Source organism: Flavobacterium sp. CG_23.5 (assembly GCF_017875765.1).
GTDB lineage: Bacteria > Bacteroidota > Bacteroidia > Flavobacteriales > Flavobacteriaceae > Flavobacterium.
This window is the reverse complement of sequence record NZ_JAGGNA010000001.1, coordinates 1,191,970-1,211,270: the sequence shown is the minus strand read 5'-3', so window position 1 is coordinate 1,211,270 and position 19,301 is coordinate 1,191,970. Positions and strand designations below refer to the sequence as shown.

The window sequence follows — 19,301 nt, the reverse complement described above, 5'->3', positions numbered from 1 at the left end:
TGCAAATTTCAACAAATGGAAGTTAATTCTTGTTTAACAATTGTTAATGTATTGCTAAGATAAAAAAAAGACAACCGTTTCGGGTTGTCTTTTGTAATGTATAAAAAAAATAGATTTATGCTAATTTAGCATCTAAATTTTGTTTTATTGCCGCCAAGAAATCTTCGGTAGTTAAATAATCAGCAGCAGTTAAACCTTCTGGTTTAACTAACATGGCTAAATCTTTAGTCATTTTTCCGCTTTCAACCGTGTCGATACACACTTGTTCTAAGGCGTGACAGAAATCAATTAATGGTTGATTTTCGTCTAATTTACCTCTGTGTTCCAATCCTCTTGTCCAAGCAAAAATAGATGCAATTGGATTAGTAGAAGTCGCTTTTCCTTGTTGGTGTTGTCTAAAGTGTCTTGTTACCGTTCCGTGAGCTGCTTCAGCCTCTACAGTTTTTCCATCAGGAGTTACTAATACAGAAGCCATTAATCCTAAAGAACCAAAACCTTGCGCAACAGTATCAGATTGTACATCACCATCGTAGTTTTTACAAGCCCAAACAAAACCACCGCTCCATTTCATTACAGAAGCAACCATGTCATCGATTAATCGGTGCTCATAAGTAATTCCAGCTTCAGCGAATTGAGTTTTGTAGTTTTTTTGGTAAACTTCTTCAAAAATATCTTTGAAACGCCCATCATAAGCTTTCAAAATAGTATTTTTAGTAGAAAGGTATAATGGCCATTTTTTAGTCAAAGCCATTTGGAAAGAAGAATGAGCAAAACCATAAATACTTTCGTCCGTGTTGTACATTGCCATAGCAACTCCATCACCTTCAAAATCATATACTTCCCATGTTTTTGTTTCACCATCATCTTCAGGTACAAAAGTCATAGTTAATTTTCCTTTTCCTTTTATAACAGTATCTGTCGCTTTGTATTGATCTCCAAAAGCGTGACGACCAATAACAATTGGCTGAGTCCATCCTTGTACATAACGAGGAACATTTTTCATGATAATTGGTTCACGGAAAACGGTACCACCTACAATATTACGGATAGTTCCGTTTGGTGATTTCCACATTTTCTTTAAACCAAATTCTTTGACACGATCTTCATCAGGAGTAATCGTAGCACATTTAATTCCTACATTGTATTTTTTTATCGCTTCTGCAGAATCAATAGTAATTTGATCATTAGTTGCATCTCTGTTTTCAATTCCTAAATCGTAATATTTAATGTCTAAATCTAAATAAGGAAGAATTAGTTTTTCTTTAATAAAAGACCAAATAATTCGTGTCATTTCATCTCCATCCAATTCAACCACTGGATTGGCTACTTTAATTTTTGTCATAATGTATTGATGTGTAATTTATTTATTTTAAAAACGTGACTACAAATGTAATAAAACGTTATCGTAAAAGAAAATGCGTTTACATTTACTTTTTTTGATCAAATCTAATTGCTAAATTGTTATTTTTAATTGCTTAAAAAGAGAATATGAAAAATATAATATTCTTTTTTTACCAAATAAGAACCGTAAATTAATGTAGATAATGCAAAAAAGCCAAATTAAATTTATTCCAAAAAAAAATCCCCAACATTGTTGGGGATTTTTTATAGTAAAGAGATAGTTGACTATCTTCTTTTGTCTTTAATTTTAGCTTTTTTACCAGTAAGTTCTCTGAAGTAGAAAATTCTAGCTCTACGAACTGCACCTTTTTTGTTGATTTCAATTTTTTGCAAAGCTGGTAAGTTAACTGGGAAGATACGCTCTACTCCAATAGCACCTGACATTTTACGAATAGTAAAAGTTTCTGTATTAGCAGAACCTCTTCTTTGAATAACAACTCCTTTAAAAAACTGTGTTCTAGTTTTTTCACCCTCTCTAATTTCGTAGTAAACGGTGATAGTGTCTCCAGCTGCAAAAACTGGGAATTCTTTTCTTGTTACGAATTCGTCTTGAACGAATTTCATTAAATCTGCCATGATATTTTTTAATTATGGTTTTTATATCAAATCAACATTCGCGGATCTCGCCAGAGGTTGGTCTGAATTTGGGTGCAAAGATAATTAAAAAGTTTAAAGTTTAAAGTTTTTCTTGTTTAAAGTTCTAAATGGTTTAATTTGGATTTTTTACATTCCCCTTTGGGGGCTAGGGGGCTTATTCCTCCAATAAATCCGGTCGTCTCGCCTTTGTATGTTCATACGCCATATCTTCTCGCCATTTGTCGATTTTGGCAAAATTACCGCTGGTTAAAACCTCCGGAACTTTCCATCCGTTATAATCTGCGGGTCTTGTATATATGGGTCCAGACAATAATCCATCCTGGAAACTATCTGTCAATGCTGAGGTTTCGTCGCTCAAAACACCCGGAATCAATCGGATTAAAGCATCCGATAAAACCAAAGCGCCTAATTCTCCGCCACTCAAAACATAATCGCCAATAGAGATTTCCTTAGTGATAAAGTGATCACGAACCCGTTGATCCACTCCTTTATAATGGCCGCAAAGAATAATGATATTCTCATACATCGACATGGTATTGGCCATTTTCTGGTTCAAAGTTTCACCGTCAGGTGACATATAAATGATTTCGTCGTAGGTTCTTTCGCTTTTCAAATGCCTAATGCAGGCGTCTATAGGCTGCACTGTCATCACCATTCCAGCACCACCGCCGTATGGATAATCATCCACACTTTTCTGCTTGTTTGTAGTATAATCTCGTAAATTATGAAAATGAACTTCCACTAATCCTTTATCGATAGCTCGTTTCATAATAGAAGCCTCAAATGGACTTCGCAGCAATTCAGGTAAAACTGTAACAATATCTATGCGCATTTTTTTATTTTCTAAGATGCAAAGTTAATACTATTAATTGGGTAGTGTTTAAAATTGGACTTCAAACTATTTTAAATGGAGATCTAATTTTTATCAGATACTCTTTTTTAACTATATTTATACCCAAATTAAAAAATAATACTATGCGAATTTTTTCAAAAATAATCGTGGCAAGTTCAGTGATTTTTGTTGCTTCTATGCAAACACAAGCACTTTATGCACAAACAAAATCTGTAAAAATGACAAATCCTCTTTTACAAAAAAGTACGTTGCAATATCAAGCACCGCCATTTAATTTAATTAAAAACGAACATTTTAAACCTGCGTTCGAATATGCTTTAAAAGTTCACGATGAAGAAGTGAAAAAAATCACAAGCAATAAAGCTAAGCCCACTTTTATGAACACGGTGGTAGCTTTAGAAACCAGTGGTGTAGATTTGACTAGAGCAAGTAGTGATTTTTATAATCTGACAGGATCTAACACCAATCCAACCCTGCAAGCGATTGAAGCAGAATATGCTCCGATTTTTTCAGCACACAATGATAAAATTTATTTGAACAGTCAATTGTATAATCGCTTTAAAGCATTGGATTTAAAAAACTTAAAGGGAGAAGATAAAAAATTGACTCAGTTTTACTTGCAAAAATTTGAATTGGCAGGTGCAAATTTATCTGCTGACGATAAAGTAAAAATGGAAAAAATTAATGGAGAGATAGCTAGTTTAGGTACACTTTTCGGTACTAAACTATTAATTGCCCGTAAAAACGGAGCTGTTTTGTTTGATAATGTAAAGGATTTAGATGGTTTAAGCGCTAATGAACTTGCTGCTGCAAAAGCAAAAGCGACTGAGGCAGGTCACGATGGACAGTATTTAATAGGATTATTGAATACAACCCAACAACCATTATTACAAAGCCTTACCAATAGAGCAACTAGAGAAAAAATATTCAAATCGTCTTGGACTCGCTCCGAAAAGAATGATGAGGGTGATACCCGCGACATACTGGAAAAAATGGCGAAATTGCGTTTGCAAAAAGCGAAATTAATGGGTAAAAAGAATTTTGCAGAATGGAAACTACAAGATCAAATGGCTCAAACTCCAGAGAGAGCTATGAATTTATTAGCAAAAATTGCTCCTCCTGCTGTCGCTAAAGCGAAAGTAGAAGCAAAAGAAATACAAGCTTTAATTGATGCTCAAAAAGGTGGGTTTAAATTAGAACCATGGGATTGGAATTTTTATTCAGAGCAAGTTCGTAAAGCCAAATATGATTTAGACGAAAGTCAAGTAAAACCTTATTTTGAGTTGACAACAGTACTAGAAAAAGGAGTGTTTTTTGCAGCCAAAAAAATGTACGGTATTACCTTTAAAGAACGCAAAGATTTGCCGGTTTATCACCCCGATGTTGTGGCGTATGAAGTTTTTGATAATGACGGAAAATCAATGGCAATCTATTATTTAGATTTCTACACAAGAGACAATAAAAACGGGGGAGCTTGGATGAGCAACTTTGTGGATCAATCTCATTATTTGAAACAAAAACCAGTAATTGTAAACGTTTACAATTTTGCAAAACCAGTAAACGGAAACCCATCTCTAATTAGTTTTGATGATGTAACGACTATGTTCCATGAGTTTGGACATACATTGCACGGTTTATTCGCAAATCAAAATTACACCAGTCTTTCTGGAACGGCTGTGCCACGTGATTTTGTAGAATTTCCTTCTCAAATCAATGAACACGCTGCGCTAGATCCGGAAGTTTTAAAAAATTATGCACTTCATTACAAGACTAAAGAGGTGATTCCTCAGGAATTAATTGATAAGATTAAAAAAGCCGAAACTTTTAACAAAGGATATGATGTAACCGAACTTTTGGCGGCATCAACATTAGATATGAACTGGCATAGTGTTGAAAAAGAAGGGGATTTCAAACCTGCTTTAGTTTTTGAAAATGAAGCACTTCAAAAATACGGATTGTTAGTAAACGAAGTGCCTACAAGATACCACACGCCTTATTTTGCGCACATTTGGAGTGGAGGTTATTCAGCAGGTTATTACGCTTATACTTGGTCTAAAACATTAGATTATAATGTGTACGACTGGATGAAAGCGAACGGCGGTCTCACAAGAAAAAATAGTGAGCGTTTCAGAAAATACATCTTATCAGTAGGGAATAGTGTAGATTTAAATAAAGCCTTCAAAGAATTCATAGGACACGATATGGAAATCGAACCTTATTTAAGAAACGCAGGACTGTCGGATAAATAATCTTAGTTTAATTCAATAATCAAAATGGCATTCGTAATGGATGCCATTTTTTTTTTGGAGCTATTCCAGCTATCCGTTGCAATCTTTTTATACGCCGAAAAGCCGAATAAAAAGGATTTCCACTGCTATCTGGGCTAGGGTTTTGTGGAATTAGGAGGTTTTGAAGAACTGAATGAGTACGAAAAGTATTTATAAAATAAATCTTTCTTTTTAAAGGCTTTAAACTAATTTTTAATAAATTAGCGAAACAACAATGTGTTCTATTAATCTATATATAAACAAGTTGACATAATTAATAAAATTTTTTATAAAAATGCACAATATATATTGTGAAATTCGGTAGAAAGAAATTTCGCTCTTGTTAATGGCAACAGTACGTGCTTTTTTGATTTGGAGAGTACAACATCAAAAGGATAAAATTATAAATATTGAAAGTCAGCTTTCGGATAGAAAATATAAAATGTATTCGGAATTAGTAAATATAATTTTTGATATAATTGCAAGAAGTTAATTAGGCAAATCGTTCTCTGATAAGGATATTATGAAGCGCCTGCTTGACATTAAAAAAGATATGTTTCTATACGCCCCCGATGATGTTTTTAAATCTTTTACCAGTTGGACTCTTGAGCTTAATAAACCAAACTCAGCAGTAAATCATTTTAAGTTGTATTTTAAAATTATGAAATTGGTGAGGAAAGATATGGGTCAAAATGGCAGTAAAATCGAGTTAGATGATTTTATGCTTTTTTTAGTGCAAAATGAAGATGCTTATTTATACTTTAAACAAGAACAGATTTGTAAAATTCTTCGCAATTTCCCATTAAAATCTAAATCAAATGTTTTATCTCAACGGAAATATTACAAGCAATAGCTTATTCCGCTAGGAATTAAATGTTGGTAGCAAAAAAATAATAACCCCACCAATAAAGTCCCGTAGGGACGAAACATATGGCAAATACCTACACTCAAATACACATTCATTTTGTTTTTTCGGTAAAATTCAGGCATGGAATTATAGAATCTAAATGGAAAGAAGATTTGTATAAATATATGACGGGTATAATTCAAAATAATAACCATAAGCTTTTGGCAATAAATGGAATGCCGGATCATATCCATATTTTGATTGGGTTAAGACCGGTACAATCGATTTCAGATTTAATGAAGGACATAAAACAAAGTTCTTCAAAATGGATCAATGAAAATAAACTAACAAACGGACATTTTGAATGGCAAGAAGGTTATGGTGCGTTTTCATATAGTAAATCACAAATAAACCATGTGGTAAATTATATTCAAAATCAAGAATTGCATCATAAAAAGAAAACATTTAAAGATGAATATCTTGATTTTCTTGAAAAATTTGAAATCGATTATGACGACAAATTTATTTTCAAAGAATTGATTTAAAATTGTATAGTCCCTAATGGGACAAAAAGAAGAGGCGAAATGTGTGTTTCTACCAACATTTAGTCCCTAACGGGACAGATGAAACGATTGGTTTTTTTTTACCTATATTTAGTTCCTAATGAAATAAAAACAGCAATTTTAGAACATAGGTAACTAAATACAATCGACTCTTTTAGTTACTAAAAATCTATTTCTCGGTAATCCGCAAACTTTCAAATAACCAAATAGCCAAATAGCCAAATCAACGAATCCTACAATTCCCTTTTTAAAATTAATTTTGTAAATTTGCCCTTCAATAAAAATTAAACACCATGGAAAACGGAATATACGCTAAATTCAACACCGCAAAAGGGTCGGTTTTAGTAAAATTAGAGCACGAATTAACACCAGGAACTGTTGGTAACTTCGTAGGATTAGCAGAAGGAAACTTAGAAAATAAGGTAAAACCACAAGGGACAAAATTTTATAATGGATTAAAATTCCACAGAGTAATTCCTGATTTTATGGTTCAAGGTGGTTGTCCACTAGGAACTGGAACTGGAGATCCAGGGTATAAGTTTGATGATGAATTTCACCCAAGTTTAAAACATGACAAACCGGGAATATTAGCTATGGCTAATTCAGGTCCTGGAACAAACGGTTCTCAATTTTACATTACACATGTTCCAACTTCATGGTTAGACGGTAAGCATACTGTTTTTGGACATGTTGTAGAAGGTCAGGATGTTGTTGATGCTATCGCTCAAGGAGATGTTTTAGATGCAGTGGAAATTGTTAGAGTTGGAGCTGAAGCTGAAAAATGGAATGCAATTGAAGCTTTTATTAATTTCAAAGGTGCCCGTAACAAACGTGATGCTTCTCTAAAAGCAGATGCAGAAGCTGAAATGGAAAAATTAGCTGCTGGTTTCGAAAAGACAGAAAGCGGTTTGCGTTACCAATTTATCCAAAGAGGTGAAGGTAAAAAAGCAGAAAACGGTAAAACGGTTTCTGTACATTATACAGGACAACTTCCAGACGGAAAAGTTTTTGACAGTTCTTACCCAAGAAAAAAACCAATTGAATTTCCATTAGGAGAAGGAAATGTAATCGAAGGATGGGACGAAGGTATTGCCTTGTTACGCGTAGGTGATAAAGCTCGTTTTGTAATTCCATCACATTTAGGTTACGGATCTCGTGGCGCTGGAGGAGCAATTCCACCAAACGCTACTTTGATTTTTGATGTAGAATTAATGGACGTGAAGTAATAGTATTCAGTGTTCAGTCGCAGTTTGCAGTATTGAACAATCCAATTCATTTAGAATCCCAAAGCGAGAGTTTTGGGATTTTTTTGTGATAAATAAATTAACTATTCGTCAGTTCGAATGTTTTTGGTGTAATGTCCCGAGCTATCGGGATGAAACAAAAAATGTATATAGAACAGTTTACTGGTTTATCGTATTTCTAACTTCGTAAATTGTAAATTTTATTATTTCCACTTAATATTGCAACCTAAACTCGGTTTTTGATTTGGATTAATCGTTCTATTGTAAATAACGCTATCAATTGCACCACGCAAATCGCTACCACTTAACGGAATTCCATTTCCAGGACGGCTGTCGTCCAATTGTCCGTGATAAACTAATTTATCTTGATTGTCAAATAAGTAAAAGTCAGGCGTGCAAGCGGCATCATAGGCTTTTGCTACTTCCTGTGTTCCGTCATAAAGATAGGGAAACTCGAATTTATTTTGGAAAGCAAACTCAGTCATCAATTCGGGTGCATCTTGAGGATATTTTGAAACATCATTGCTGGAAATCGTAATTATTCCAATTCCTTGAACCCGATAATCATTAGCGATCATAACAATCTCATCGATTACATGATGAACAAACGGGCAGTGATTACAGATGAACACAACCAAAGTTCCCTTTTCGCCTTTTAAATCCGGAAAAGAAAACCATTCGCTGGAATTGGTGTCTTTTAATTTGAAATTTGGAGCCAAAGTCCCCAGTGCTACTATATTTGAAGTTGTTCTTGCCATTGAAGTTGAAATTGCTTTCACCAAATTACAATAAAAAAGACAGTATTAGAAAATATTCTGTTTTTTGCTGGAACTATTTTAGAATCAAAACAAGAAAAAGTACGCTCCAAAGTGTTTGGTCTATTGACAACTGACTCTTCGGAACATACTTTTTAGTGATTCAGTCTAAATTTAAGAATTTAAAAACTTAATCAAATCATTGTTTAATTTTTTCTTTTCGATATAAAACAAGCCGTGTGGAGCTCCTTCATAAACAATAAATATATTGTCAGGAATTAATCTGGCTGCAATTTCTGAAGTGATTTCTATAGGAACAGTTTTGTCTTCATCTCCGTGAATAATCAAAGTTGGAACATTAACGTCTCGCATTTCATTACTAAAATCAGTTGTGGAAAAAGACTTTGCACACTCTAAAGTTGCACGAGGTGATGCAAATGAACATAACATTCTATAATAGTCTAATAAGGCTGTACTTATGGGTTTTATGATAAAAGTCACGCCAAAAAATGTTTTAGCAAAACTTTCCAGAAAATTCATTCTATCATCTTTAATTTGTTCCGCCATGGCATCGTATTTTTCCTGCGGCACACCATCTGGATTCGAATCTGTTTTTAACAATAATGGAGTAACTGACGAAATAAGTACTGCTTTTACAACGTTTTTTCCACCATGACGACTGAAATAACGAACGACTTCGCCACCACCCATCGAAAACCCTACAAGTGAAACATCTTCTAATTCCAATTGATCAATAATTGCCTTTAAATCATCAGCTAGAGTGTCATAATCGTAACCTTCCCAGGGTTGCGAGGATTTTCCAAAACCACGACGGTCGTAAGCAATAACTCTAAAATTATTTTCGACAAGAGCATCAATTTGATATTCCCACATTTCATTGGAAAGTGGCCAACCATGAATAAGAATTACTGGTTTTCCTTCGCCGTAGTCCTTCACGTATAATTTTACGTTTGTTTCCGTTTCAATATATTTATCAGTTGACATTTTTGATTTAGAAAAACTACTGTTTCTAATTAATTCGTTTCCATTTGCTTGATTTTCTTCCATCTTGTAACAATATTATAGTTTTTTAATAGCTTGGTTGATTTGTAAATTTAGAAAGATTAGATAAAAATTGTTTTATAGAATTAGTGTAATTAGTTGTAAAATTGATAGGTTTGTTACGAACTATCCTTTTATTAATAAATTTTAACTATGGAATTAACTTGGTCTGATTTTGAAAAAGTAGAAATGCGTGTAGGAACTATTTTGGAAGTCAATGATTTTCCTGAAGCTCGAAAACCAGCTTACCAACTCACAATAGATTTTGGTAACGTAATTGGAATCCGAAAAACCTCGGCACAAATTACCAAACGTTACGAAAAAGAAGATTTGGTAAACCGTCAAATTGTAGCAGTGGTAAATTTTCCTAAAAAACAAATTGGCAAATTCATGAGCGAATGTCTTGTCCTCGGTGCAGTGGGCGAGGAAGGTGATGTAATATTGTTATCACCTGATTTCAAGATTGAAAATGGATTGCGTATTGGTTGATTTAGAAAATATTTAAGTGGCTATGTTTTCCAATAAAGTTCAGTTATTAAAATGTTAATTTATTATTTATCAAATGTTTAAAAATAAAAATATTGTAAATTTACTTTTCTCCTAATTGATCTTGGAATTTTTTTTAGCATATCATCGAAAAAAAAAGTCTATTTGTAATTATCATTCGAGTAGTATACTCCATCGCTAATTCTTTCGAATCGATTAATTATTATCTTGGTTTCTACGTGCAGAAAAATTGACGGGTATCAAATCAGAAACATTCTCTTTTGGAGTTTAAAAAAATAGAATATTAATTTAAACATATATTTAAAATGGAAAAGCAAAGTATGATTGACGTATTGCATTTTTGTGCTGCACAATGCACACACTGTTATGATGCATGCCATTTAGAAAAAGAAATGGAAATGGCTCATTGCATGATGAACGACCAAGACTGTGCGGATATATGCCGTTTAACAGCGCAGTTAATGGAACGAAATTCTGAAAATACAGATATTTTTCTAAAACTATGTGGAGAAATGTGTGAAAGATGTGCCACTGAATGTGAAAAACATCCCGACATGGAACATTGTAAAAAATGCGCAGAAGCTTGCCGTAAATGTGCAGAAATGTGTAGTGAACAACAATTGGCACATTAATTTAAATTTTATATTAACGGTAAATAGTTTGTTGGGTTAGAAAAAATTAATTGTTTCGCTTAATAAAAATGACAGCTACTATTTTTATATTTTTCTATTAAAATTAGAAAACTGCTTTTCAAATTGAAGCAGTTTTTTATTTTAATAGAAAACCGTTTTACTAAAACAACTCCAGATTTATTGTCGATTAATTTTATGAATTAATTGTTCCAAAATCAATTGGCCTTCTTCCCAGAATTCCAAATTTGAATCGGAATTGATGTGTCCTTTTTGTCCAATATTTATAAAGTCGCTATCCCACATTTGCGCAAAATATTGGGCTCTTTCCGATGAAATATAGGGATCATTATCACTCGTGATAACAATAGATGGGAAATCTAATTTTTTAATTGGCATCGGAGAAAAATTCCAAATCGTTTCTGGAGTATGATCTTCGGAATCAACATCGGCTGGCGCAACTAATAACGCCCCAATTATATTGGGATTATTATTTGCTGCAGCCCAATGCAAAACCATAGATACAGCAAGACTATGTGCCACCAAAATGGTTGGAGAATCTAATTGTGAAATTGCTTCCTGTAATTTATCAAGCCAATCGTCTAATTGTGGTTCATCCCAATTCTCTTGGGCCACCTTAGTGGCATTTTTAAATTTTTGTAACCAATAGCTTTGCCAATGTTTTTCTCCGGAATCGCCGAGTCCTGCCAATATTAATAGTTTCGTTTCCATTAAACAAAAATACTTTTTAGAAAATCTATTTCAAATATTTTAAGCACTAAATTAATTATAGAAGATACCAGAATAGTATTTGGAGCCAAAATATCAGTATTTAAGACTGCATATGTTTTTTGAAAAACCAAACTTTCAGTAGATCAGCAGTTAGGATATAAATGTCGACGATTAGTAACATTATTCCCATATTGAGAAAAGGTAATGGAGAAAGTCCTACTTTATCTGCAAAGGGTAAATAGGGTAGAATCAATGTTAGTATTAATCCAACAAAACTCAAAATAAATAGGTATTTACCGGGTTGGCTTTTAAAGAAATTTTTGTGCGTTCGTATGATAAATAAAATAAAAAGTTCTGTAAGTATTGATTCTACGAACCAAGCCGTTTGAAAAGCCGATTCTTTTACTTTTAATATATAATAAAGGATTAGAAAAGTGATTACATCGAAGATAGAACTGTGTATGCCAAAAATGACCATGTAATTCCGAATCAATTTCAAATTCCATTTGCCCGGTCTCTGAAGTTGTTCCTCGTCAACATTATCTGATGCTATGGTGAGATATGGGAAGTCAGTAATAAAGTTAGTCAGCAGAATTTGCTTTGGAAGCATGGGTAAAAAAGGTAGTAATAAGGAAGCTATTGCCACGCTAAACATATTCCCAAAAGTGGAACCGGTGTTGATAAAGATGTATTTTAAGGTATTTGCAAAAGTTTTTCTACCTTCTTTTATACCATCAATTATGACTTTCAAGTCTTTTTCCATTAATACAAAATCGGCAGCTTCTCGGGCGACATCCACTGCATTTTCGACAGAAATCCCGATATCGGCAGCACTTAAAGCCGAAACATCATTTATGCCATCACCCACATACGCGACAGTATATGTTGTTCGTAAAGATTGAATAAGACGTTCCTTTTGTTGAGGTTCCACTTCCGCAAAAATGTGTGTTTTTTTTACTAATTGTCGTAACGCCTCCGGACTTGTACTAAAAAGTTCTTTTCCAGTCATTACAATAGGATCTTTTATTCCAATTTTCAACGCAATAGAAAGTGCCACGTTTTTGTTGTCGCCCGAAATTATTTTTAGATGTACTTGTAGTTTTTTTAACTCGTCAATGGTTTCTATGATTCCAGCTTTTATAGGATCTTCAAGCAAAATAAAACCCGCAAAAATCATATTTGTTTCATCTTCTTTTGAAATACTGTCGGCTGCGATGTTTTTATAACAGACTGCAATGGTTCGAAAACCGTTAATCCCAAATTGATTGAATTTTTTCTCAGTTTCAGTTTTGTGAGATTCAATGTTTTCAACGCTGCCATCGCTTAAACGGATGCTAGTGCAAATACTGATAATCTGGTTAAATGCTCCTTTACTGATTAATAACTTATTTGGGGCATTTTTGACTGCAATGCTTAATCTTTTTCGAATAAAATCATATGGAACTTCGCCCATTTTTACGGGAATAATTTTTGTTTGCAATTCCAATTTTTTTATCGCTTCATCTATTGGATTGGCATAACCAGACTCAAAAAAAGCATTCCAATAAGCGAGTTCTTTTACAAATTGATTTTCGGTGCCAAGACCATCTACCGCGCCTGATATTATAATTGCTCCTTCTGTAATTGTTCCAGTTTTGTCCGTGCATAATAAATTTACTTCGCCTAAATTTTGAATAGAAGATAGTTTCTTGACAATAACTTTTTTGTCCAACATTCTTTTTGCCCCAGCGCTCATCGCAATTGTTGTGATGGCTGGTAATAGCTCGGGCGCCATTCCTACGGCTAAAGCCAAAGCAAATAAAGCCGAGTCAATAACATTTTTGTGGTATAATAGATTGACCACTAAAATAAAGAGTGAAAGAACCAATGTTATCCTCATTAGAAAATAACCAAAGTCTTTAATTCCTTTTTCAAATTTAGTTTCTACCGTTGTGGTTGCACTTTTCGCAATATTTCCAAAAATGGTATTGTTACCTGTATTAATTACTAACGCTTTTGCCGTTCCGCTGACGATATTAGTACCTTCCCAAAGCGAATTAGTTCTTTTCGCCAATGCGGTATTTGGGTCTAAAACCCCAGTTTCTTTTGCCGTTGGGTAAGATTCTCCAGTTAAACTGGCTTCATTTGCATGCAATTCGTTAGCTTCAATTATTAGACAATCAGCCGGCAGCATGTCTCCGGCTTTCAAAATAATAATATCTCCAGTTACCACTTCATAAGAGAAAATTTCCTGTTCTTTCCCATCTCTCAAAACATTGCTTTTTAAAGCAATCAACGACTGTAATTTTTCGACAAACCGTCCTGCATTTCTTTCTTGGAAAAAACTAAGTAAACCTGTAGATAAAACAATAAAGAGGATAATAAACACATCGGAGGTATCGCCAAGAAAAGCCGATAATACTACAGCACCAATCAATAACAGCATCAATGGGCTTTTAAATTGTCCTATAAAAAGAGTCACATCTTTCCTGAAAACCGATTTATTTCTTTTGATATGTTCCGACTGTGATAGTATTTTATCGGCAGCAGTTTTAGACAAACCTTTGTTACTACTATTCAGTTTTTGAAGCCAATAGTTTGTGTCGAATTGCCAAAAATTCGCGGTTGCTGAAGTTTTCATAAATTAAAGTTCTAAAGTTTTGGATTATAAAATAGAAAAATAATAGCGAAATGGGTTTTATTGGATGCGAATAAGTAGTGTCAATAGTGTTGAAAACGAGTTTGTTATCAAAGTTACTCATTTTTTTTTACTGTAGAGATTTAATAGTTGGAGAAGAAATTTAAAAATAGAGATGATATAATTACTAGAATCCCATTTTTAAATTAAAATGGTTACTTGATTATTGTCGTTGCAGCAAAAGTAAGTCCACCAGTTGGTTTTTTGTCACTTATGATTTGCAATAATTCATATAAAGTTTTTTTTCCATTGATTTGTCCTAATTTGGATAAATCTGCCCAATCATTCCAAGTTCATTTAAACGCGTCAAATTCATAATATGATGAAGCTCTATTACAGCTGGCATCGACATTTAATGAATCGGTTGCATAACTTTTTGAGTAATATTCCATAGCTTTTTTTAATGTTCTTTCTGATATGCAATTTTAGCTTTATCAAAAAGAAGAGCTACTGAAGCGACAAATAACAGTCCTTATTTATGCTAAAAAGCAAATAATAAAATTTATGAGTTAATTTTTGGTTTTAGATTCAGTGCGGAAGAGCATTACTATTGTTGTAATGCGATTTGATTAAACGTAGAAAACGGTTTAAGAATATGGTGATTTAAGTCTCAAAAGTACTTACTTTTTTTGCTTCTAAAGTTTCGTATTTATTGTGGATGGCTAAAATTATTACACCAAACAAAACTGCGGCAACAATAAGGATTGTATTCAGAATTCCTTCGGTAGCAAAAGAAAGTTTTATCAGTATGGTTGAAATTATAAAGCCCGAATTCCTAATTACTCTATTAAATTTATCCGAAAGGAAAAAGGAAAACAATAACAAAAGTACATCTATTAATATAAGAATTGTAAAAAAATCATCAAAGAAAATCTTATTGATGTCCTTAATAGTAGTGACTATTTGCGTCAATGAAAAGAAACTTTCGTAAATCCAATGTGCTAAACTGTAAACGGATAATAAAACAAATATAGGGATGAGTGCTAAAGCAAAAATGTTTTTAAGTTTTATAAATTTGTTTACATCTATTGTTTTTTGAGTTTTAGCTTGATTGATCTCATTTGTTCTGTTGAGGTTATAAAAAATAAAAATCAATAAAAATAAAAGTATTGTTGCAATAATATCGAGGGTGAAATTTACATTGTATTTTACATCAAACCAGTTGGAGTTAAGTTCTAATTTTGTTAAATCTTTGAATATTCTTCGAATAATGATCAAAGTAATAATTTCATATTGTTTTCCTATGTAGATGGTTGTTGATTTAGGCAAATAATAAACTAAAAGATACACTTCATAAATCAATATGAACGAGAAAGGTGTATAGATTGCTGAAATTGGATTAGTTAGTAATTTTGAATAATCATTGATTAAAATAATTTTAAAATCAACTAGTGCGATAATTAACAAATGCATTAAAAAGCTTATTATCGCTAGCGAGACAAAGAATATTTCAGTTCTCTTTTTTGTTTTCTCAGATAAAAATTTGGCGTAAAAAAAGTTGAACAAGGAATTGGATTCTGTCATTTTTTTTTTGTCTAGATCCTAAATATAATGAAAAAAGTCTGAAATTCATTTGAATTTCAGACTTTTAACTTTCGTTTAAGTATCTATTAGACTTTAAATATCGTCAAAATCTATATCGGTAAAACTAGATGTTTTTGGTAGGATATCATCATCTGTTTTATCTGAAGCATATTCTTTTTTGAAATCTTTTTGGTGTCTTTCAGAGATTACTTCTTCTCCTTTGTGGTTTAATACATAGGATGTCATTTCCCCTAAAATTTCTGCGAAAGCAGCAAAATCTTCTTTGTACAAATAAATTTTATGTTTTTTAAAATGGAATGAGCCATCTTCTTCAGTAAATTTTTTGCTTTCGGTAATTGTAATATAATAATCATCTGCTTTTGTAGCCCTCACATCAAAGAAATATGTTCTTCTTCCAGCTCGTAGAACTTTTGAAAATATCTCTTCTTTTTCTAACATGTCATTTTCTCTCATAATCCTTTCTGTCAATTTATGGTTGTTAAGTAGTACTCAAAAATCTAAAAAATATATGTATTACACAACAATTAAAGCAATTCTTTTTCCGAAAGTTGTTTTAAATATAAGGAGGCATAGTATCCTTCTTGATTTATCAATTGATTATGAGAACCTTGTTGGATAATTTTTCCATCCTCAAGAATGATAATATTATCAGCATTTTTAGCAGATGAAACTCGGTGACTTACAATAATGGTCGTTTTATCCTTGCAAATTTCAAATAAATTGTTCAAAATCGCTTCTTCGGTTTCCGTATCAACAGCGGATAAACAATCGTCAAAAAGTAAAATTGGAGGGTTTTTGATAATCGCTCGGGCTATAGAAACGCGCTGTTTTTGACCTCCGGAAAGCGTGATTCCTCTTTCGCCTAATATGGTATCGTATTGTTTATTGAAACCAAGGATGTTGTCATGAACCACCGCATTTTTTGCAGCTGTTTCTACTTCTTGATCGGTAGCATTTTCTTTACCAAACTTAATGTTGTTTTTGATACTATCCGAAAATAAGAAGGCATCTTGTGGCACGATTCCAATGCTATTTCGCAAGTCATAAAGATTGACTGTGCTTATTTCATTTCCGTCGATATTTAATTTTCCACTCGTTACGTCATATAATCGAGAGATTAAAGAGGAAATAGTTGATTTTCCTGATCCTGTTTTTCCAAGAATTGCTAATGTTTCCCCTTTTTTGACCGTAAAAGTTACATTTTTTAAAGCTTGAATATTGGTGTCTTCGTAAGTGTAACTTACATTTTCGAAAGAAATTGTGCCTTCAATAATAGATTTTTTAGGGTTATTATTTTTTATTTCGGGTTCAATTTTAAGAAATTCATTGAGACGTTTTTGAGAAGCTTCGGCTTCTTGCACCATTGACGAAACCCAACCTAATGATGCCACTGGCCAAGTAAGCATGTTGACATACAAAATAAATTCTGCTATGGTTCCAATACTTTTTATGGTGCCATCAATGTACATTAATCCACCAAAATAAATCACCACTAAGTTGCTTATTCCTATCAGCGCCAACATCAATGGTCCAAATAGTGATTGCACTTTGGCTAAGTTTAAACTTTTGCTTTTGCTCTCATTCGCTAAATCCACCATGTTGTTTTGGTGCTGATCTTCCAATGAGTAGGCTTTTATAACTCGAATTCCCGAAAATATTTCTTGAGAGAAACTGGAAACTTTTGATAAATATTGCTGGAAAATGGTACTTCGTATATTGATTTCCGAGCTTAATTTGAAGATACAAAATGATAATATGGGTAGAGGAAGAATAGTATACAAAGTCAATCGTGGCGATACGTTATACATATATACGATCACAATTGTAAAACGAATAAAAGTATTTATGGTGTACATAACGGCAGGGCCTACATACATTCTTACTTTTGAAACATCCTCGCTAATGCGGTTCATTAAATCGCCGGTACGGTTTTGTTTGTAGAAATTCTGTGATAAGTTTTCATATTGTCTAAAGACTTCATTTTTCAAATCGAATTCAATGTGTCGCGACATAACAATTAAGGTTTGTCTCATCAAAAAAGTAAGAAAACCAGCAACAATAGTAGTCGCAATTATCAGTAAAATATTCGAAATTAATTCTTCACGAATCACCGAAATGGCTACGTTTTTATCTTTAGAATAAGATTCAATTACTTTGAAGGATTTGCTAATTAATTTTGGTGTAAACAAAGAAAATATTTGTGCGATGATGGTAAATAAAATACCAAGAGAAAAACTGTATTTGTATTTGACAAAGTATTTATTTAAATAGCGTAATTCTTTCATTTTTTTAAGATATTCTTTATTGAAATAGTTTTATTTTTTGAATTTCATTCAGTTTTTAATAATCTGTAAAATTAATATTTTAGTCTGATAATTATCATATCAATAAATTTAAGCTTAAAAATTAGTGTATATTTATTTTTTATGTAAATTTGATTTGTCTTTTTGACAAATTCATAATTTTATCACTATAAAAATTAATACTATGAATGCAGCTTTCACAACTGGAAAGGAACTTCAAAAAATGGATCCCGTTTTTGGTCAATTATCATTTGATGATCACGAACAAATTGTATTTTGCAACGACAAAGATACAGGTTTAAAAGCAATTATTGGTATTCATAATTCGGTTATGGGGCCTGCTTTAGGCGGTACTCGCATGTATAATTATGCCAATGAATGGGAAGCTTTAAATGACGTATTGCGACTTTCTCGTGGTATGACTTATAAAGCAGCCATTACAGGACTGAATATTGGTGGAGGTAAGGCAGTTATCATTGGCGATGCCAAAACCCAAAAAACTCCTGAGTTGATGCGTAAGTTTGGTGAGTTTGTACATTCACTAAGCGGAAGATATATTACTGCCGAAGATGTAGGGATGGAGACCGCAGATATGGATATCGTCAGAGACGTGACGCCTTATGTGACAGGAATTTCTGAATCAAGAGGCGGTTCTGGAAATCCATCACCTGTGACCGCTTACGGAGTATATCTTGGTATGAAAGCAGCTGCGAAACAGCAATTTGGTTCGGATGTACTTAACGGGAAAAAAGTATTGGTACAAGGAATTGGTCACGTTGGAGAAACTTTAGTTGATTATTTGACAAAAGAAGGTGCAATAGTTACCATCGCAGATATTAATGAAGAAAAATTGTACGAAGTTGGATCTAAATACGGTGCCACAATATTCACAGGTGATGATTTATATACTGCTGATGTTGATATTTATGCGCCTTGTGCGATGGGAGCAACGATAAATGATGCTACTGTACATAAAATAAAAGCGAAAGTAATTGCTGGTGCTGCGAATAACCAATTAGCAAATGAGAATATTCACGGTGCTATTTTGCAAGAAAGAGGTATTCTTTACGCTCCTGATTTTTTGATTAATGCTGGTGGTATTATTAATGTTTATGCAGAATTAGCGCATTATGACAAAGCGGAAATCATGCGTAAAACAGAGAATATTTACAATACAACGCTGGAGATTTTTGCGTTCGCAATTGCTAATGGAATTACAACGCATCATGCGGCTTTGACTATAGCTCAAAATCGTATTGATCAAAGAAAGATAGAGAATAGATAGAAAATAGTTAATAAGCAGTGTTCAGTCGCAGAGT

17 protein-coding genes are annotated in these 19,301 nt (G+C 33.0%); 7 read left to right on the top strand and 10 right to left on the bottom strand.

The genetic code is table 11. The features are described from left to right. Positions 1–115 precede the first annotated feature (115 nt). The 3 genes from H4V97_RS05090 to trmD all read right to left on the bottom strand — a co-directional run bounded on the left by H4V97_RS05090 (position 116) and on the right by trmD (position 2,830). Positions 116–1,342 (bottom strand): isocitrate dehydrogenase (NADP(+)), encoded by a 1,227-nt coding sequence (locus tag H4V97_RS05090; RefSeq protein WP_196850864.1) that lies wholly within the window; start codon positions 1,340–1,342, stop codon positions 116–118. A gap of 284 nt (positions 1,343–1,626) precedes the next feature. After that, a complete protein-coding gene (gene rplS, locus H4V97_RS05085; RefSeq protein ID WP_073354306.1) occupies positions 1,627–1,977 on the bottom strand; it encodes a 50S ribosomal protein L19 in 351 nt (116 codons plus the stop codon). 175 nt (positions 1,978–2,152) lie between these two features. Further along, positions 2,153–2,830, bottom strand: a complete 678-nt coding sequence (gene trmD / locus H4V97_RS05080; protein ID WP_209549114.1) for a tRNA (guanosine(37)-N1)-methyltransferase TrmD — start codon at positions 2,828–2,830, stop codon at positions 2,153–2,155. 197 nt (positions 2,831–3,027) lie between these two features. Here trmD and H4V97_RS05075 point away from each other — a divergent pair, with 197 nt between their 5' ends. From H4V97_RS05075 to H4V97_RS05060, 4 genes are all read left to right on the top strand, one after another. Further along, on the top strand, positions 3,028–5,100 hold the full coding sequence (locus tag H4V97_RS05075; protein WP_245345259.1) for a M3 family metallopeptidase: 2,073 nt from the start codon (positions 3,028–3,030) through the stop codon (positions 5,098–5,100). 541 nt (positions 5,101–5,641) lie between these two features. Further along, positions 5,642–5,971 carry a hypothetical protein gene (locus tag H4V97_RS05070; RefSeq protein ID WP_196850867.1) on the top strand — a complete coding sequence of 110 codons (330 nt, stop codon included), beginning with the start codon at positions 5,642–5,644 and terminating at the stop codon, positions 5,969–5,971. Between the two features lie 77 nt (positions 5,972–6,048). Beyond that, positions 6,049–6,510 (top strand): IS200/IS605 family transposase, encoded by a 462-nt coding sequence (tnpA, locus tag H4V97_RS05065; protein WP_196850868.1) that lies wholly within the window; start codon positions 6,049–6,051, stop codon positions 6,508–6,510. A 311-nt stretch (positions 6,511–6,821) separates the two neighbouring features. After that, on the top strand, positions 6,822–7,754 hold the full coding sequence (locus H4V97_RS05060; RefSeq protein ID WP_196850869.1) for a peptidylprolyl isomerase: 933 nt from the start codon (positions 6,822–6,824) through the stop codon (positions 7,752–7,754). A 221-nt stretch (positions 7,755–7,975) separates the two neighbouring features. Here the strand turns inward: H4V97_RS05060 and H4V97_RS05055 are convergent, their stop codons facing one another. Together H4V97_RS05055 and H4V97_RS05050 are read right to left on the bottom strand one after the other, a co-directional pair. Next, entirely contained in the window at positions 7,976–8,530 is a 555-nt protein-coding gene (locus tag H4V97_RS05055) for a thioredoxin family protein (RefSeq protein ID WP_209549112.1), read from the bottom strand. A 171-nt stretch (positions 8,531–8,701) separates the two neighbouring features. Then, on the bottom strand, positions 8,702–9,595 hold the full coding sequence (locus H4V97_RS05050) for an alpha/beta fold hydrolase (protein ID WP_209549111.1): 894 nt from the start codon (positions 9,593–9,595) through the stop codon (positions 8,702–8,704). A 147-nt stretch (positions 9,596–9,742) separates the two neighbouring features. Between H4V97_RS05050 and H4V97_RS05045 the strand changes: the two genes are divergently transcribed. Both H4V97_RS05045 and H4V97_RS05040 read left to right on the top strand, forming a co-directional pair. Further along, positions 9,743–10,078, top strand: a complete 336-nt coding sequence (locus tag H4V97_RS05045; RefSeq protein ID WP_209549110.1) for a tRNA-binding protein — start codon at positions 9,743–9,745, stop codon at positions 10,076–10,078. A gap of 323 nt (positions 10,079–10,401) precedes the next feature. Beyond that, positions 10,402–10,728, top strand: a complete 327-nt coding sequence (locus H4V97_RS05040; protein ID WP_196850942.1) for a four-helix bundle copper-binding protein — start codon at positions 10,402–10,404, stop codon at positions 10,726–10,728. A 177-nt stretch (positions 10,729–10,905) separates the two neighbouring features. On the opposite strand, the gene H4V97_RS05035 is transcribed toward H4V97_RS05040, so the two are convergent. From H4V97_RS05035 to H4V97_RS05015, 5 genes are all read right to left on the bottom strand, one after another. Next, positions 10,906–11,457 (bottom strand): RBBP9/YdeN family alpha/beta hydrolase, encoded by a 552-nt coding sequence (locus H4V97_RS05035; protein WP_196850873.1) that lies wholly within the window; start codon positions 11,455–11,457, stop codon positions 10,906–10,908. A 100-nt stretch (positions 11,458–11,557) separates the two neighbouring features. After that, positions 11,558–14,077 carry a magnesium-translocating P-type ATPase gene (mgtA, locus tag H4V97_RS05030; RefSeq protein ID WP_196850874.1) on the bottom strand — a complete coding sequence of 840 codons (2,520 nt, stop codon included), beginning with the start codon at positions 14,075–14,077 and terminating at the stop codon, positions 11,558–11,560. A gap of 660 nt (positions 14,078–14,737) precedes the next feature. After that, complete coding sequence (locus H4V97_RS05025) at positions 14,738–15,547, bottom strand: hypothetical protein (protein ID WP_231385475.1); 810 nt, start codon at positions 15,545–15,547, stop codon at positions 14,738–14,740. A 204-nt stretch (positions 15,548–15,751) separates the two neighbouring features. Beyond that, positions 15,752–16,132: a PUR family DNA/RNA-binding protein gene (locus H4V97_RS05020; RefSeq protein ID WP_196850943.1), complete on the bottom strand. Its 381-nt coding sequence runs from the start codon at positions 16,130–16,132 to the stop codon at positions 15,752–15,754. 71 nt (positions 16,133–16,203) lie between these two features. Further along, positions 16,204–17,964 carry an ABC transporter ATP-binding protein gene (locus H4V97_RS05015; protein WP_196850876.1) on the bottom strand — a complete coding sequence of 587 codons (1,761 nt, stop codon included), beginning with the start codon at positions 17,962–17,964 and terminating at the stop codon, positions 16,204–16,206. A gap of 202 nt (positions 17,965–18,166) precedes the next feature. Here H4V97_RS05015 and H4V97_RS05010 point away from each other — a divergent pair, with 202 nt between their 5' ends. Then, positions 18,167–19,267 carry a Glu/Leu/Phe/Val dehydrogenase gene (locus tag H4V97_RS05010; protein WP_317192118.1) on the top strand — a complete coding sequence of 367 codons (1,101 nt, stop codon included), beginning with the start codon at positions 18,167–18,169 and terminating at the stop codon, positions 19,265–19,267. Positions 19,268–19,301 lie beyond the last annotated feature (34 nt).

What these genes read in the sequence shown, in the direction of transcription:
- H4V97_RS05055 (WP_209549112.1), bottom strand. Translation starts at nt 8,530, where the DNA reads ATGGCAAGAACAACTTCAAATATAGTAGCACTGGGGACTTTGGCTCCA.
- H4V97_RS05090 (WP_196850864.1), bottom strand. Translation starts at nt 1,342, where the DNA reads ATGACAAAAATTAAAGTAGCCAATCCAGTGGTTGAATTGGATGGAGAT.
- trmD (WP_209549114.1), bottom strand. Translation starts at nt 2,830, where the DNA reads ATGCGCATAGATATTGTTACAGTTTTACCTGAATTGCTGCGAAGTCCA.
- H4V97_RS05015 (WP_196850876.1), bottom strand. Translation starts at nt 17,964, where the DNA reads ATGAAAGAATTACGCTATTTAAATAAATACTTTGTCAAATACAAATAC.
- H4V97_RS05020 (WP_196850943.1), bottom strand. Translation starts at nt 16,132, where the DNA reads ATGAGAGAAAATGACATGTTAGAAAAAGAAGAGATATTTTCAAAAGTT.
- H4V97_RS05010 (WP_317192118.1), top strand. Translation starts at nt 18,167, where the DNA reads ATGAATGCAGCTTTCACAACTGGAAAGGAACTTCAAAAAATGGATCCC.
- H4V97_RS05035 (WP_196850873.1), bottom strand. Translation starts at nt 11,457, where the DNA reads ATGGAAACGAAACTATTAATATTGGCAGGACTCGGCGATTCCGGAGAA.
- H4V97_RS05070 (WP_196850867.1), top strand. Translation starts at nt 5,642, where the DNA reads ATGAAGCGCCTGCTTGACATTAAAAAAGATATGTTTCTATACGCCCCC.
- H4V97_RS05025 (WP_231385475.1), bottom strand. Translation starts at nt 15,547, where the DNA reads ATGCATTTGTTAATTATCGCACTAGTTGATTTTAAAATTATTTTAATC.
- mgtA (WP_196850874.1), bottom strand. Translation starts at nt 14,077, where the DNA reads ATGAAAACTTCAGCAACCGCGAATTTTTGGCAATTCGACACAAACTAT.
- H4V97_RS05040 (WP_196850942.1), top strand. Translation starts at nt 10,402, where the DNA reads ATGGAAAAGCAAAGTATGATTGACGTATTGCATTTTTGTGCTGCACAA.
- H4V97_RS05075 (WP_245345259.1), top strand. Translation starts at nt 3,028, where the DNA reads ATGCAAACACAAGCACTTTATGCACAAACAAAATCTGTAAAAATGACA.
- H4V97_RS05050 (WP_209549111.1), bottom strand. Translation starts at nt 9,595, where the DNA reads ATGGAAGAAAATCAAGCAAATGGAAACGAATTAATTAGAAACAGTAGT.
- H4V97_RS05045 (WP_209549110.1), top strand. Translation starts at nt 9,743, where the DNA reads ATGGAATTAACTTGGTCTGATTTTGAAAAAGTAGAAATGCGTGTAGGA.
- H4V97_RS05060 (WP_196850869.1), top strand. Translation starts at nt 6,822, where the DNA reads ATGGAAAACGGAATATACGCTAAATTCAACACCGCAAAAGGGTCGGTT.
- tnpA (WP_196850868.1), top strand. Translation starts at nt 6,049, where the DNA reads ATGGCAAATACCTACACTCAAATACACATTCATTTTGTTTTTTCGGTA.
- rplS (WP_073354306.1), bottom strand. Translation starts at nt 1,977, where the DNA reads ATGGCAGATTTAATGAAATTCGTTCAAGACGAATTCGTAACAAGAAAA.